This window comes from Pseudomonas sp. KBN12P06040 (assembly GCF_037574965.1).
Classification (GTDB): domain Bacteria; phylum Pseudomonadota; class Gammaproteobacteria; order Pseudomonadales; family Pseudomonadaceae; genus Pseudomonas; species Pseudomonas aeruginosa.
The window spans coordinates 3696090-3710297 of sequence record NZ_JBBELS010000001.1; the positions used below are offsets into that span (position 1 = coordinate 3696090).

The 14208-nt window shown below is 66.1% G+C and carries 19 protein-coding genes; all 19 read right to left on the reverse strand.

Translation table 11 applies throughout. From position 1 onward, the window contains the following. Nucleotide 1: 1 nt before the first annotated feature. Entirely contained in the window at nt 2-1804 is a 1803-nt protein-coding gene (gene pscC, locus VQ067_RS17325) for a SctC family type III secretion system outer membrane ring subunit PscC (RefSeq protein ID WP_003109511.1), read from the reverse strand. Beyond that, complete coding sequence (gene pscB, locus VQ067_RS17330; RefSeq protein WP_003109510.1) at nt 1804-2226, reverse strand: YscB family type III secretion system chaperone PscB; 423 nt, start codon at nt 2224-2226, stop codon at nt 1804-1806. Before pscB ends, pscC begins: the two co-directional genes overlap by 1 nt. A 33-nt stretch (nt 2227-2259) precedes the next feature. Next, nucleotides 2260-3090 (reverse strand): T3SS regulon anti-activator ExsD, encoded by an 831-nt coding sequence (gene exsD, locus VQ067_RS17335; RefSeq protein ID WP_003109509.1) that lies wholly within the window; start codon nt 3088-3090, stop codon nt 2260-2262. Between the two features lie 97 nt (nt 3091-3187). Further along, nucleotides 3188-4024, reverse strand: a complete 837-nt coding sequence (exsA, locus tag VQ067_RS17340) for a T3SS regulon transcriptional activator ExsA (RefSeq protein WP_003120334.1) — start codon at nt 4022-4024, stop codon at nt 3188-3190. 297 nt (nt 4025-4321) lie between these two features. Then, nucleotides 4322-4735, reverse strand: coding sequence for a YscW family type III secretion system pilotin ExsB (exsB, locus tag VQ067_RS17345; RefSeq protein ID WP_033991539.1), 414 nt, complete (start codon nt 4733-4735; stop codon nt 4322-4324). An 8-nt stretch (nt 4736-4743) separates the two neighbouring features. Next, nucleotides 4744-4989, reverse strand: a complete 246-nt coding sequence (gene exsE / locus VQ067_RS17350; RefSeq protein WP_003117722.1) for a T3SS regulon translocated regulator ExsE — start codon at nt 4987-4989, stop codon at nt 4744-4746. A gap of 8 nt (nt 4990-4997) precedes the next feature. Next, nucleotides 4998-5435: a type III secretion system regulatory chaperone ExsC gene (exsC, locus tag VQ067_RS17355; RefSeq protein ID WP_003100769.1), complete on the reverse strand. Its 438-nt coding sequence runs from the start codon at nt 5433-5435 to the stop codon at nt 4998-5000. A 126-nt stretch (nt 5436-5561) separates the two neighbouring features. Continuing rightward, on the reverse strand, nt 5562-6449 hold the full coding sequence (popD, locus tag VQ067_RS17360; protein WP_003109504.1) for a type III secretion system translocon subunit PopD: 888 nt from the start codon (nt 6447-6449) through the stop codon (nt 5562-5564). A gap of 11 nt (nt 6450-6460) precedes the next feature. Next, a complete protein-coding gene (gene popB, locus VQ067_RS17365; protein ID WP_003087710.1) occupies nt 6461-7633 on the reverse strand; it encodes a type III secretion system translocon subunit PopB in 1173 nt (390 codons plus the stop codon). Then, nucleotides 7614-8120, reverse strand: coding sequence for a SycD/LcrH family type III secretion system chaperone PcrH (gene pcrH / locus VQ067_RS17370; RefSeq protein WP_033991537.1), 507 nt, complete (start codon nt 8118-8120; stop codon nt 7614-7616). The genes popB and pcrH overlap by 20 nt, the downstream gene beginning before the upstream one ends. A gap of 8 nt (nt 8121-8128) precedes the next feature. Beyond that, nucleotides 8129-9013, reverse strand: coding sequence for a type III secretion system needle tip protein PcrV (gene pcrV, locus VQ067_RS17375; protein ID WP_003109502.1), 885 nt, complete (start codon nt 9011-9013; stop codon nt 8129-8131). A 9-nt stretch (nt 9014-9022) separates the two neighbouring features. Continuing rightward, nucleotides 9023-9319, reverse strand: coding sequence for an LcrG family type III secretion system chaperone PcrG (gene pcrG / locus VQ067_RS17380; protein WP_003109501.1), 297 nt, complete (start codon nt 9317-9319; stop codon nt 9023-9025). A gap of 27 nt (nt 9320-9346) precedes the next feature. Continuing rightward, on the reverse strand, nt 9347-9781 hold the full coding sequence (gene pcrR, locus VQ067_RS17385) for an LcrR family type III secretion system chaperone PcrR (RefSeq protein ID WP_033991535.1): 435 nt from the start codon (nt 9779-9781) through the stop codon (nt 9347-9349). Then, nucleotides 9778-11898 carry a SctV family type III secretion system export apparatus subunit PcrD gene (gene pcrD, locus VQ067_RS17390; protein ID WP_003100792.1) on the reverse strand — a complete coding sequence of 707 codons (2121 nt, stop codon included), beginning with the start codon at nt 11896-11898 and terminating at the stop codon, nt 9778-9780. Before pcrD ends, pcrR begins: the two co-directional genes overlap by 4 nt. Further along, entirely contained in the window at nt 11895-12224 is a 330-nt protein-coding gene (pscY, locus tag VQ067_RS17395) for a type III secretion system chaperone PscY (RefSeq protein WP_003113547.1), read from the reverse strand. The genes pcrD and pscY overlap by 4 nt, the downstream gene beginning before the upstream one ends. Before the next feature lie 4 nt (nt 12225-12228). Continuing rightward, on the reverse strand, nt 12229-12594 hold the full coding sequence (gene pscX, locus VQ067_RS17400; RefSeq protein WP_003100794.1) for a type III secretion system protein PscX: 366 nt from the start codon (nt 12592-12594) through the stop codon (nt 12229-12231). Further along, the gene (gene sycN, locus VQ067_RS17405) at nt 12591-12962 is read right to left on the reverse strand and encodes a type III secretion chaperone SycN (protein WP_003087694.1); all 372 of its coding nucleotides are present in this window, start codon (nt 12960-12962) and stop codon (nt 12591-12593) included. The genes pscX and sycN overlap by 4 nt, the downstream gene beginning before the upstream one ends. Beyond that, nucleotides 12949-13227, reverse strand: a complete 279-nt coding sequence (gene pcr1 / locus VQ067_RS17410) for an Acr1 family type III secretion system gatekeeper subunit Pcr1 (RefSeq protein WP_003087693.1) — start codon at nt 13225-13227, stop codon at nt 12949-12951. Before pcr1 ends, sycN begins: the two co-directional genes overlap by 14 nt. Then, nucleotides 13208-14074 (reverse strand): SctW family type III secretion system gatekeeper subunit PopN, encoded by an 867-nt coding sequence (gene popN / locus VQ067_RS17415; protein ID WP_003087692.1) that lies wholly within the window; start codon nt 14072-14074, stop codon nt 13208-13210. The genes pcr1 and popN overlap by 20 nt, the downstream gene beginning before the upstream one ends. Nucleotides 14075-14208: the final 134 nt, after the last annotated feature.

The following is a 14208-nucleotide window of genomic DNA, read 5'->3' on the forward strand; positions in this document are numbered from 1 at the left end:
GCTAATTCCCGCGCTCCGCGCCGACGCACCAGGCGCCGTCCTTGGGACAGGCGCCGTCGGTCACCCGCCAGCCCTCCTGCGCACCCATCCGGCAGGGCGTGAGGAACGAACCCTGGCCGGCCTGGCGCAAGCGCTCCTGTTCGGCCCTGGCCGGCGCCAGCGCCTGGCAGCGGGCGCTACCGAGCAGCTTGCGCAACGACAGGCTCTGGTTCGACAACTCGTCGATTTCAAGCAGGCCGCCGCGCAGGTCGCGACGGTTGTTCAGCGCCAGGTAATGGCCGACGCCATCGTCGATCAGCCGCGGCTCGATGAGGAACAGCCGCACCGAGCGGCGCACGGTGTCCGCGGTAGTGCGGAACAGCGCGCCGAGATAGGGAATGTCGCCGAGCCAGGGTACCTTGCGCTGGCTCTGGCTCAGTTCGTCGCGGTAGATGCCGCCGATCAGCAGGCTCTGGCCATGGCCCACGCGGGCGATGGTATCGATCACCGTGCGGTTGATCGTGGGGATCTTGTCCAGGCCGGCGCTATTGGGTTTCTGGCTGCCGTCCTCGATGTGCAGGCTGAGGCTGATCTCCGGCGTATCGCCGAGAGTCACCACTCGCGGCGTCATTTTCAGCATGGTGCCGTAGGTGATCGCCTTCAGCTCGGCCACCCGCTCGCCCGTGACCCGCACATAGTAGGTTTCGCTCTGGTCGAGCACCGCCTGGGTATTCTCCTGGGTCAGCAGGGTCGGCCGGGATCCGATCTGCGCCTGCCCCTGGCTCTGCAACAGGGTGACCTTGGCCAGCAGGAAATCCAGCCCGCGACTGTCCACCAGGCTGCCGACCGCCCCGTTACCGGCGCCGCCGCCCTCCTCGCTATCCTGGCCGGTGGTGCGGATCTGGATCGACTTGTTGTTGCCCAGGCGAATCCCGGCGCTCCAGTCGACGCCCAGCTGGGCGAGGTTCTCGGCATTGATGTCGATGATCGACAAGCCGACCTCGATCCGCGCCGAGGGCCGGTCGAGGGCTTCGATCAGGCGACGATACATGGGCAACCGGTCCTTGTGGTCGCGCACCACCACCGCGTTCAGCGACGGTTCCGCCTGGACCACCGCATGGCTCGATTGCGGTCCCGGGCGCAGCTTGCCCGGCTCGTCCCCCACCGCAACCACGTTGGCATCGCTGAGCACCCGCGAGAGGATGCTGGCGATGCCCGGCGCCTCGATCTCGTCGTCGCGGTACTCGATCTTGCGGTCCTCGGCGACCGCATAGCGCAGCGGGAAGATCTCCACGCTGAGGTCGCCGGTCTTTTCGCTGCGCAGGGTGTATTGCTGCTCCAGCACCTGGGCGGTCTGCTCGACCAGTTCGAGATAGCGCCCCGGACCGGACACGTGCACCAGCCGCCCGGAAGGGTCGGCACGCCAGCCGAAGCGCGGTTCCCAGATGCCGGCGGCGGTCAGCGCGCGCTTCAGCTCGGCCTCGCCGACCTGCTCCAGCCTCACCAGCCGCGATTGCATCTCGGTGGTCTTGAATACGTACAGCACGGTGCCGTCGTAGTACCAGCCGAGGTTGTAGAGGGAGGCCATCAACTGCAGGAAGGCCTGCGGGCTTTCCAGGTCGAAGCGACCGCTGACCTGGTCGTTGACCTTGTCGCTGACGATCACCGAGGCATCGTAGTTGGCGCCGAAGTTGGCCAGCACGTCGCGCAGGCTTTCGCCCTGCGCCACATAGTCGTAAGGCAGGCTGGGCCAGTCCAGCGGCTGCGCGCGCAAGACCGCGCCAGGCAGCAGCGCCAGCAGTCCGCCGATCAGCAGGCGGCGCATCAGGGACGCCACACCGGAACCTGCGGCGGCAACCCGCGGGGCAGCGGCTCCAGCTCCGGCGCCAGCGCCTCGAGCAGCCCCACCTGGGCGGCCAGGGCCCGTTCGAGTCGCTCGGGATCGAGGCCATCGAGGCCCAGCCGCGCCTGCAACAGCAGGCGCCCGTCCGCATCCAGGACGATGGCCTGGGGATAGCGCCGGCTCCAACTGGCGACCCGCGACAACAGCGCTCGCAGCAACCCCTGCTGGTCGCGCTGCGGGTCCAGGGGGGCGTGCTCCAGCGGGCTTTCCAGCAGCAGGTCGTCGCCCTGGCGCAGCAACAGGACGCTCTGTCCGTCGATGCGCAGGTGGTACGAACCCGTCCGATCGGCAACAAAGGGCCCTTGGCCCAGGCGAGTGGCCAATCCGCTCAACAGATGATCCATGATTCCTCGGTAGGGCCGGCTTTCGCCGGCCGCTCAGCTCTGCCAGTAGAAGTGATCCTGTGCCTGGCACAGGTTGCGTTCGTGCAGCCAGGCCTGGACGGCGTCCGCCGCGCCGACGTCGTCGTCCAGCCGGCAGAGAGGTTGCCAGAGGCATTCGAGGACCTCGGGGATCGGCTCGAAGCCGGCCAGCCCGCCGCTGGCGAGCAGCGTCGCCATGCCCCGCTGCCAGTTCGGCCAGGCGCTCTTCGCCAATGCCGAAGCCGTCTCCAGCTTGCCGGCCAGTTCGGCCACCTGTTCCTGGGTGCGCGCCTGGCACTTGGCGACCCTGGCCAGTTCCTCGCGGGCCTGCTCCGGCTCCAGCTCGGCCACGCGGGACCAGAATTCGGACTTGATTCGCAGTTGCCGGGACTGGGTCTCCAGCTCCACCAGCGACAGGCGCCAGCCGGGGATCGCCTGGTCGAGCAGGCTTTCCCACCAGCCATAGACCGGCAGCAGGACCCAATCGATCATCGACTGCGGCACGGCGAGGTTGACCCGATCGCCCAGTTCGGCGCACCAGCCGTCGTCGTCCTGCGCCGCGCAGAGGAGAATCTGCCGCACCTCTTCGCGCCCCAGTGCCAGGCCGCGCGCCAGGCGCTGCTGCAACCATTCGCAGCGGAACAGTTGCTCCAGCCGCAGGCGCGGCAGCATCCGCTGCAGCAACGCCAGTTGCCGCGCACTGATGATTCCGGACTCACGATACAAACTGCTCGATGCGTAACCCGGCACCCGACCCCGCGAGCGGGCGTCCGAGCCCACCACGGATACCCGCCTGCCGGCGAACACCGCTTCTCGGGAGTACTGCTTATCGTCTTCCTGCTCCATTCTCTGCCTTGGCTTCCTCACTACATTGCGCGCTCGTCAGAGCCTGCAATTTGGGCCGATTCTACTCATGCAGCCGCTACCGGGCTTTCAAAAAACGTCAGTTATTTTTAGCCCGGCATTCGTCCTTCCCCTGCCGCGAGCGGCTCGGTGTGCAGCCGAAACGACGGCGATAGCTCTGGGTGAAATAGGACTGGCTGGAAAAGCCCGCCTCCATGGCGATGTCGACGATGCTCATGTCGCTGTTGAGCAGCAACTGATGGGCATAGAGGATTCTCCGCTCGCTGATCCAGGCGCGCGGCGAAACCCCGTAGACACTGCCGAACAGCTCCTTGAAGGTGGTCAGCCCCATGCCGAACTCGCGGGAGAAGTCGGACAGCTTCCACTCGTTGAGGTAGTGCTTCTCCATGAATAGCTGCAGACGCTCGACATGCCGGTTGCTCAGTTGCCGCAGGACCGACATCAGCAGCGGCCCCTGCGGACTGAACGCGAAGAGCATCAGCAACTCCTCGATCTTCAGGCAGGCGAGCATCGGCGGATGCTCATGCACAAGCAATTCCTTCAACCCCTTGACGCAACCGGCCAGCAGAGGCGTGGCAGCGAACGCGATGATGCCCGGCACGGGCTCGTCGCAACGCTCGACTTCACTCAACAGCGCGCCGAAGCGCTGGACGAAGCCTTGTAGAAACTGGGCAGATAATGGAATCCAGAGTATTCGGCTGTCCTTTCCCTTGGTACTTACGACATAGCTTCCGCGGCGGACGAAAAGCAACTCGCCAGGCGCCAGGCAAAAAGTGGAATCGATGTCCTGGACGGTCAGTTCGCCCTCGAGCAGAACATATACGCCCTCTTCCTTGTTTACCCTGTATTCGAAAGTTGGAATGTTCCAATGACAAGACGTTATCTGCTTTCGGCCAAGAGATTTGGCTCCTTGCATATTATAAGAACCCCAACACTTCCCGTCGTACCTTGAATGCCCCGCCTAGCGGAGAGGCATGAATACGCTCCGTTTTATTGATTTTCAAAGCCATGAGCACGGAGTCGATTTTATAATAATCAGGATTATCCGACGTGCGCTGATTCGCAGAGCGAGTCGGCTTCCGCCAATTAATCCAGCCTTCTTTAGAAGCGGAACAAAAGTACCAGTTTTATTATTCGAGGCCTTCCCTGACAACGAACGAGACTTGCACTTCTTTAATCTCCATACGCACTTTCCGAAACAGCAGGCAATGTATCAATCGTTGCCAGATCTTTCTTCCGGGCGAGCGGCCGTACAATTCGGAAAACAGTCGCGCCGAACCAGCCGGACCCACTCATCGACGCCCGCCGCCACCCGCTGCCAGGCGCTCGCCTGGAGCGCCGCGACGCCCACCCAGGAAAGCTCGGTGCGCAGGTACAACGCCTCGCCCTCCAACCTGTCGACCTCCAGATCGAACGCATAGCGCAACGGCAACCCGGACACCCGGTAGCGCCGCTCGGCAATCGTTTGCATTCTTCCCTGAACGACGACATACAGGCGCAGCCTGAGTTGCGCCTGGCGCGCCTGCAGGGAAACGCCGCCCACCGAACCGCCCACCGTCACCTTCGGCGACATCGGCGCGGGCTGGCTGACGCAACCGCCGAGCAGCAACGCCAGCGGCAACAGCATCCAGCACCTCACCTGCGCCGGACCGTGCGCGCCTCCAGCGGCGTGCCGTCGCCGTCGGCGAGGCGCTGCAAGGCCTGCTCGCTGCGCGGATCGCCAGCCACGTTGCGCGCCAGCCAGCGCGCCAGCCCGGCCACGCTGGAACGGTCGTCGCCGCGAACGGCCGCGCGGGTCACCGAACGCCCCTCGAAATGCCCCACCGTCTCGGCTCCTGCGTCTTGGGACGGCTGCACCGGCGAAATCGATTCGATTTTCATGGAGCCACTCAAACCCTCATGCCGACCGCAGCGACCGCCTCGCGATCGCTGTCGCACGGCAGCAGGCGCTGCCAGAACTCGGCGTGGTCGAGCAGGTTGGCCAGGGTCGCCTCGAAGCATTCGAGGGTCAGTTGCGCTGCGAGAATCTGCGCATACAACTGGACCTTGCCGGTCAGCTCGTCGAAGCCGAAATGCAGATCGAAACGGTGCCAATGGCGGTTGAAGCTGGCGAGCTGGCGAAAGATCCCCTCGCCCAGCACATCGATGCCCGCCACATCGGCCTCCAGCAACAGACGCTCGCGCTCGGCGAGCAGCAACAGGGTGACGCCCACCTGTTCGTCGAACAGCAGGCTCGCCATGCCCTCTTCGTCGAGGGACAGGGAAGGCAAACCGATACGGCCTGCGAACTCGGCAAGCAGTCGGTTGACCTTGCTCGTTAAATCCATGGGGGCGCCTCCTAAAGCTCAGCGCATGCTAGCACCGGGCTATGCATCGCTTTTGTCACTGAGAGACTTTTCTTTTAAGAAAAAAGCCACATCGCTGTGGCCTTTTTCCTCCCGCGCGGAGACGGCTCAGACCACTCCGGCCGCCGCACGCCAGGCCTGGTTATGGCTCTGGGTGTACTGCTGGATGAGCTGCAGGACGTCCTTCATGAAGCCGGCATCGAAGCTCATCTGGTCCTCGACCTTCTGCTTCTGGCTCTGCCCGATGGTGGCGTTGACCTCCTCTTCCCGGGCGCTCGCCTGCGACTCGCCCTGGCGCACCTGGACCGAGGCGTTGGCCATCTGGACGAAGGACTGGATCACCGTGTTGGCCACCTGCAGGGCGCCGTTGCGGCTCTCGAAGGCACGGCCCGCCGCGCGCAACGCCACACTGTCCTGCGCCTGGTCCGCCGCCCAGACCTTGCCGACGATCTTGCGATCCTCGTCGGAGGTCTTGCCCAGCGCCTGCATCTTCGCGTCGATCAGTTCGTTGCGCCCATCGATGTTCTTCTGCAGGGTCTTCTCCTGGCTGATGGCCTTGCCGTTCTTCAACGCGCCGAGACTGCCGACCACTGCCGAGGCCAACGCGCCGACGCCGGCGATCACCGCCATGGCGATCATCAGCGTGGCGCCGCTGCGCATCTCGTCCACCTGCGCCTTCTGCGCGTGGATGATCGCCTGGTTCTCGTTGTCGCGCTGGAGTACACCCAGCTCGCGCGCCTTCTGCGCGATGCGGAAGAGAATCAGCAGAAGCTCCACGCTGCTGTCCAGCTCGCTGCCGGCCGCTTCCATACGCACCGGGTCGAGCACCTGGCGCGGAGCGTTCAGTTCGACCCGGTCGGCCCGCGCGGCCGGCACCTGCGGCAGCTCCGCAGCCGCTTGCGGCGTGCCGACGGAACGCCCGGCGGCGCCGGGAGCGATCGGCTCGGAGGGGATCGCGGCCTGGGTAGCCGCCAGGGAATATTGCGTATCGATCATGTGACGCCTCCTCAGATCGCTGCCGGTCGGCTGGACAGGTTGTGCAGGGTTTCACCCTTGGCCTGGAGCATGGCGAAGATCCGCTCCATGATTTCCTGGAATGCTTCCAGCATGCGGCTCAGCTCTTCCTTCAGGCGCTCGATCACGCCCTGCAGGGTGGTCAGGTCGGCACGCGATTCCTGCACGTCGGCCTGGCGGTTCGCGGCCTTCGCCTGGAATCCCGAATGAGTGGCCTGGGCCGCGCCGTTGGCGACGTCCAGGGTCAGGTCGGAAACCTGCACGCCGAGTTTCAGCGAGTGCGACAGCGATTGGCCGGCCAAACTGCCGAACTTGCCGCCCAGGTCGGCGACCTTGCTCGCCAGGCTGGCGGTCATCTCGGCCGCCTTGCCGCCGATCTTCGCGCCCAGCTTGGCCAGCCCGCCGACCGCTGAGCCGCCGAAGCTGACCACCGCCGCCAGCAGCGCGACGGCGATCTCGATACCCATCAGTGCCGGGCCGAGCTTTTCCATCACTTCCTTGCTGATCAATCCGTCCGCGGCTGCCTGCTGTACCGACTGGGAGACCACTCCCATGACACCGCCCGCGATCATCAGTGCACCCGCGGCCGCGCCGACGCCGGTTGCCACCATGATTGCGCCGACGATGATCGAAGCTATTGCACTGATCCAACCAAAGATTTTGGCTGCCAGACCGGACTTCTGGGCTTCTTTCGCGGCTTCTTCCGATTCCCTGATCTTCTGCTGGTTGTCCTCCATCTTCTGCAGGTTCTGCTTTCGCGCCTGCTCGATTTCGGTCAGCTTGAGTTTCTTCTGCTGGTTCTCGACTTCGCCGGTGATTTTCGCCAGCTCGATCTCGAACGCCTGCGGCGACATCAGGCCGGCGGACAACAGCGTCGAAGCGCCGGCCAGCACAACCTGCCGCGCCAGTCCGGCATCCTCGCCCACTGCTTGCACCAGGCTGGCGATCTCCGCACGATTGGCGACCTCCAGGCGCTGCTGGCTGGCTGCGGACGGCGGCGTCAGCGCCACCCCCGTGCCGCTCGCGGAAGCCGCGGCCGGCGCCGCCAGGCGCTCCACCCGCAGACTCTCGACATCCCTCGCGACCGGCCTGCCGAGCGCCGGGATATCCCCGGCGTCGGCCACCCCGTAGGGCAGTCCGGCGCGTTCAAGCGTTATCGGATTCATATGTTCGATCCTTTCTCGCGGTTACGGCTTCCAACATGGCGCCGGCACGCGCGGCCAGGGCCTCGTGCGCCGGCTGTGCCGCGGCCAGGGCCCGGGCCGAGTAGAAGCCACTCTCGGCTCCGTCGAGATCACCCAGTTGCAGGTGGCACTCGGCGGCATGGAAGGGAAAGCGCGGCTCGTTGATGTCCATCAGCGCGCCGTAGCTGTAGCTCTGCAGGGCCTGTTCATAGAGACCGAGGGACTGGCGGCAGGCGCCCAGGCCGAGAAAGTAGCGGGCGTCGTAGTGGTCGAGCATGCACAGTGCCTGGAAGATCTTCTGCGCGTCGTCCCACTTGCCCGCCTGGTACTGGTTGAAGCCCAGCACATAGAGCTGCTCCAGGGTGTCCTCGCTGAGTCCGCGAAGCATCGCCAGGGTGCCGCCGTCGCGCAGGAAGGCCTCCAGCGCCTGTTGCTGGTCGGTGTCGGAAGGGGTCGCTTGCTGGTTCATGGATACCTCTAGATCGCGCTGAGAATGTCGCGCAGGACGCTGTCGTATTTCTGGATGAAGCGGTTGAGCGCCTCGACCGCCGAGTTGTAGCGGGAGCTGGTGTCGTTGAGCAGGGTGGTCTTCTCGTTGACCTTGTCGTTCAGCGGACGCGAGCGGTCGCTCACCGTGGTGGCGAAATTGCCGACCGGGTTGTTGTCCTTCTCGAAGGGGTACTCATCCTTGAGGCCCTTGAGTTCCCCGCTCTGCTTCGGCGAGCCGCTGAGAAAATCCTTGATCGACAGCTTGCCGCTGAAGGTATCCAGATTGCTCAGCAACGCATACTCGGGGCTGTCCTTCCACCTGGGATCGCCGACGGCATAGCCATAGAGCGTGGGGTCGACCAGATCGATACCGCCAGCGTCGATCCTGATGCCCTGCTTGGCCGACAGCGCGGCGTTGATCTGCGACTGGATCACGCTGTAGACCTTCAACTCCGCGGTCAGCGCCTTGAGCTCGTCGAGCAGCGCCTTGCGCTTGCCGTCCTGGGTCTGCAGGACATCCTTGTAGACACCGATGACATCCTCGTCGAGACGGCCGTGCAGGCTGAAATAGGCCGACACCAGGAACTCGCGCAAATCCCACTGCGCACCGGGCTGCCGACGTGCCTGCAGGACTTCGCGGAGTACCTCGAGGCCCTGCCCCGGAGGCGCGGACGGATTGGCCGCGAGCAACCAGGCGAGCGCCTTGAGCACTTGCGCCTCGCTCAGCGGCTGGCCGGCGTGGGCCAGCACGATCCGCTCGCTGCGCAACAAGGCCAGCAGTTCCTCCTGCTCGGCACTGGCAGGCGCCGCCGGCGCGGCCAGGAGTTCGTCCAGGAACAGCTCGCGAGCGGCATTAAAGTTTCTGACTTCCATCGTGATTCCTCAGATCAACAAGCCACGCATCGGCGTCGGACGCCGCGGCCGGGTACCCTGCTCGCCCTGCGTCGGCTGGGAACTGCGCATGCGCCGCAGTTCGGCCAGCAGCTCCTCTTCGGCGGCTCGCGCCAGCTCTCGCTCCGGCGCCAGGAACAGCAGCTCGCCGGCGTCCGCGGCAAGCCCCAGGCCTTGCCACATTTCCGCCAGCAGGCGGCCGCGTTCCTCGCTGTCGCGAATCGCCAGTTCGGCGGCCTGGACGGTCGCCCGCAGGGTGTCTTCGGTGTATTCGTTCATGTCGCCCATGGTAGGGATCGACGTCGCCGGAGCCTGTCAGGCACGGTCGGGTTTTTGTCGTTTTCGCAGGCTTCGCTGCGTCACCACCCGCCCGGCCTCCAGCTCGAACCAGCCGTCGGCGGGCTCGGCGGCGCCGGTCCAGCGGCGATAGAAGCGCGCCATGCGCTCGCCAGGCAGCGGGCTGCCGGCCAGCACCAGGACCTTGCCGTAGAGACGCTGGCGCGGCCCCAGCGTATCGAGCGTGGCCTCCGCCAGCAGGTACAGCGCGGCGAATGGATTGGCCAATCCGCTGCGCGCCTGCCGCCGACGCAACATCACGATCCAGACCCGCTCGCCGTCGCAGCGCCAGGCCAGTTCGCAGCCATGGGCCAGGACCTGCCAACCGAGCGCGATCGAGGTGTCGCGCAGGCAATGCGGACGCACCGCCAGGCCGCGGGCGAGAAACCAGGGAATCAGCGGATCGGCGCTCACAACACGATCCTGCCAAGCGGCTGGATGTTGATCTGCTGGGTCAGCTCCTGGTAGGACAGCACCGGCAGCCCGGCATAGTCGCTCTCCACCAGCTTGCGCACGTAGCGGCGGATATCCATGGAAACGATCAGCACCGGCCGGTTCTGCATCTGCGCGAGATCGCCGACGGTCTGCCGCACGCGCTCGAGGAAGGCCTGGGTTATCGCCGGGTCGAGGGCCAGGTAGCTGCCGGCGCTGGTCTGGCGGATGCCACCGCGGATCTGCTCCTCCACCGCCTGGTCCAGCAGGTAGGCGGGAAGGATATTGTTGCCGCTGGAGTACTTGTAGCAGATGTAGCGCTTGAGGCTGCTGCGGATGTACTCGGTGAGCTGCACCACGTCCTTCTCCTTCTGCCCCCACTCCACCATCGCCTCGAGGATCGCCCGCATGTTGCGGATCGAGATGTCCTCGCCGACCAGGCGCTGGAGAATCTCGGTCATCCGCTGCAGGGGAACGATCCGCTGCGCCTCCTTCACCAGCTCGCCGTAACCCTGCTCCATCTGCTCCAGCAGGTAGCGCGTCTCCTGGATGCCGATGAAATCCTCGGCGTACTCCCGCAGCACATGGGACAGGTGCCAGGTGAGCACCTGCTCCAGGCCCAGGCAGGCACAGCCGGAACGCTCCAGGCGATCCTGGTGCGCCTGCTCCACCCAGCTCGCTTCCTCTCCCGGCACCTGCAGCTCCGCCGGCTCGTGGGGGACCGCGAGCAGTTCCAGCTGCGCGGCGCGTTCGCGCACCAGCAACCAGCCCGGCCGCAGGCATCCGCGCGCGACCGGGACCTCCTGTAGCTGCACCAGGTATTCGCCATCGCCCATCGCTTCGTTGAAGCGCAAGTGGATACCCGGGAACGGCACGCCGAAATCCAGGTACAGCGCGCGTCGTACCCGCACCAGCTCCTCGTTCAGCGACATCGCCTCGAGACGTTCCTGGAGGCTGGCATCGACGTCGATCAGCAACGGCACGGTGAGGGCGAATTCTTCCTGCTCGGCGAGACGCCCGGCCTTCGGCTTGCCGCCGCCAGCCTTGCCACGCGCCTTGGCCGATGGCGCTCCGGCGCCCTGCGCGAGCAACGCCGGCAGGTCGCGGGAACCGGCGCTGGCCTGGGCCCGCTGGCGCCAGAGCATGAAGTAGCCGCCGCCGCCGACCAGCAGCGCGAGAGCCAGGAAGGTCAGGGTCGGGAAACCGGGAATCAGGCCGAACAGTACCAGCAACAGGCCGCCGATCAGCAGCGCCTTGGGCTGCGCCACCACCTGTTCGCCGATGTCGCTGCCGAGGTCCGCCGACTCGTCGGAAGACACCCGGGTGACGATGATCCCGGCGGTGATGGCGATCAGCAACGCCGGCACCTGCGAGACCATGCCATCGCCGACGGTCAGCACCGCGTACAGTTGCAGCGCGTCGGCGGTGCTCAGGCCCTTCTGCGTGACGCCGATGGCGATGCCGCCGAGGATGTTGACGACGATGATGATCAGCCCGGCGATGGCGTCGCCCTTGACGAATTTCATCGCGCCGTCCATGGAGCCGAACATCTGGCTTTCCTTTTCGATCACCGCGCGCCGCGCCCGCGCCTCGTTGACATCGATCACGCCAGCACGCATGTCGCCGTCGATGCTCATCTGCTTGCCCGGCATGGCATCCAGGGAAAAGCGCGCGCTGACCTCGGCGACCCGCTCGGCACCCTTGGTGATCACCAGGAACTGCACGATGGTGATGATCAGGAAGATGATGATGCCCACCACCAGGTTGCCGCCGACCACGAAGCTGCCGAAGGTGTTGACGATCTGCCCCGCGTCGGCCTGCAGCAGGATCATCCGCGTGGTGCTCACCGACAGCGCCAGGCGGAACAGCGTGGTGATCAGCAGCACTGCCGGGAACACCGAGAACTGCAACGGCGAGCCGATGTACACCGACATCATCAACAGGACCACGGAGATGGTGATGTTGACGGCGATGAGGATGTCCAGCAGCAGCGGTGGCAACGGCAGCACCATCATGAACACCACCGCCAGCAGCAACACCACCAGCAGGATGTCCTTGCGCTCGCCGACCCGGCCGAGAAGCCCGCTCAGGTCGTTCATTCCCGCGCCTCCAGCTCCAGCGCCCGGGCGTGCGCGGCACGCGCCGCGTCGAGACGCCCGGCGAGCTGTTCGGCACGGCTCAGGCAACGCCACAGACCGGGCTCCTCCTCGCCATCCTCCTGCAACTGCCGGCACAGGCGCACGGCGGGCTCGCCGAGGCCTTGCTGGAGCAACGCCAGGAGCAAGGCGCGGCGCCCGTCGCGGCGCTCCGGCGCAACGCTCAGCAAGGCCTCCAGCAACACCTGGGCGCGTCGCGGCTGGCCGCATTGCAGGTGCAGCCAGCCCAGCATCAGCAACAGGCGCTGTTGCGTCGGTTTCAACGTCATCGATTCATACCTTGTGCAACAGGTTCAGGGCCATTTGCAGCAGTCGCTCGTCTTCGTCGCGCTCGCCGAGCAGGCAGGCCGCAGCCTGCAGGGCTGGCTGGCGGGGCAGCGTGAGGGCCAGGCGGAGATCGCGCAGCGCCTGGCGGAAGTCGCCGGGGCGCAGCAGGCCGTGGAACTCCAGCTGGGGCCGGGCGTAGTCGAACAGGCGCTGTTGCGCCTGCTGCGCGGGATACAGGCTGGCGACGTGGGTCTCCACCGGCCGGCCGTCGGGCGCCAGCAGATGGCGCTCCGGCAGGGGCGGCGCGAACGGCTCGGCATGCGCCAGGTCGAGCCGTTCGATGCCGATGTGCCAGGCACCGACCCGGCTCATGCGGCGAGCACTTCGCTGCGCGCCGAGCGCAGCGCCTGCAAGGCCTGGTGCAGCGTCGGGATGCCGACCTGCCGGGCTTCCAGGGTGATGCACAGCAGCAGGCGCGATTCGCCGCTCCAGGCGCAACGCAGCGGCAGGCTCCCGGCCGCGCGCGCATGGCACAGGCGCAACGCCCGCAGCGTTCCGCGATAGGCCTGGTGCCAGGCCAGGTCACAGGCCAGCCAGAGCGACAACTGTTCGCCATGGCGTTCCAGCTGCAAGGTGCCGCTGTCCTCGAAATCCAGTTGCACCACGCGCGCCAGCGGCGCCGGTACGCTCACCCGCAGGTCCTGGCAGAACTGCGCGACGGCCAGCTCAACCCAGTCCATGCTGCTGCTCCTCTTCGCGCTCGATCGCCAGGTCGAGTGCCATCTGGCAGGCATTCAAAAGATTCTGGCGCTGCTCGTCGTCGCCGAACACTTCGACCGGCAACAGGCGGTAGAGACGCTTCAGTTCGCGGAAGAAATGGATCTGCCGGGCGACGTCGGCCAGCGGCAACGGCTCGAGCAACGCCTGCACCTCGGCGACGCCGACCCAGCGCTTCTCGAGCAAGGCGATGACTGCGCCGGTCAATTCAGAAGGCCCGTATGCCATGGCCCCGCTCCCCTGTCACCAGCACCTGCCAGAGCGCCCCCACCTGCTCCGCCAGGCCGCCGAGCACGCGCAGCTTGTGCATGTCGCTCATGACCCGCTCCAGCTTCACCGGATCGAGCCGGCTCGACTGACTGTCCAGGTCGGCGCTCAGGGCTTTCTGCAGGAAGGCCACGACCCGCTCCAGCGGCGTCGCGGCGAAGCGCGCCTGGATGTCCTGCCAGGCCGCCGACAGGCCCCGGTAGTCGAGTACCGCGTCACGGTAGGTATCGCGCAGCGCCTGGATATCGCCGACACCGGCGGCGGAAGCCTCGGCGGCCAGCGGCTCGATGCGCAGGCCGAGTTCGATCTCCAGGCCCTGCTCGTCGGCCATCCGCAGCAACGCCTGGTCGACCAGCGCCAGCATCGCCCGCGCCTCCGGCCGCCCGGCCAGGACGTCGCGCGCCCGCGACAGCGCCAGGAAGCGCTGGCTGATCTCGCTGGAGAAGCCCTCCAGGTAAGCACTGAGCTGCGCCAGGCTGCTCAGTTGGCCGCTGCCCAGGTGGGCGATCAGCGCCTCGAGCTTCTGCTGGCTTTCCAGGTCCGGAATGCGCTTCCAGTACTCCTGCAGCATGGCCTGGACTTCGCTCAGGCGCGCATGGGCGTCGCTCAGGCGGCGCTTGGCCAGGGATTTCTCGGCGCGCTCGGAAAAGGCGAAGGTCAGCTCTTCCGCGGCATCGGCCAGCGACTGCGAAACGGAAACGTAGTGGACGCGCTCGCCCTGAAAGCTGCCGCCAGCCTGCTGCGCGGGGGCGTTGGCCGCTTCCCGCGGCGCGAGGGGCGCGGCGGAGGAACTCTGGAGGATGTCCATCGTGGCTGTGGTTCCTGGTCTGCAAAGGCGGCGCAGTATAGGAACCGGCCCGGTGCCGCCGATGCCAATATCGGCCGGTTTTTTTTAGCCGCGGCGGCAACCGATTTCTAAAAACTCCCGGCTGGCACTGAAAT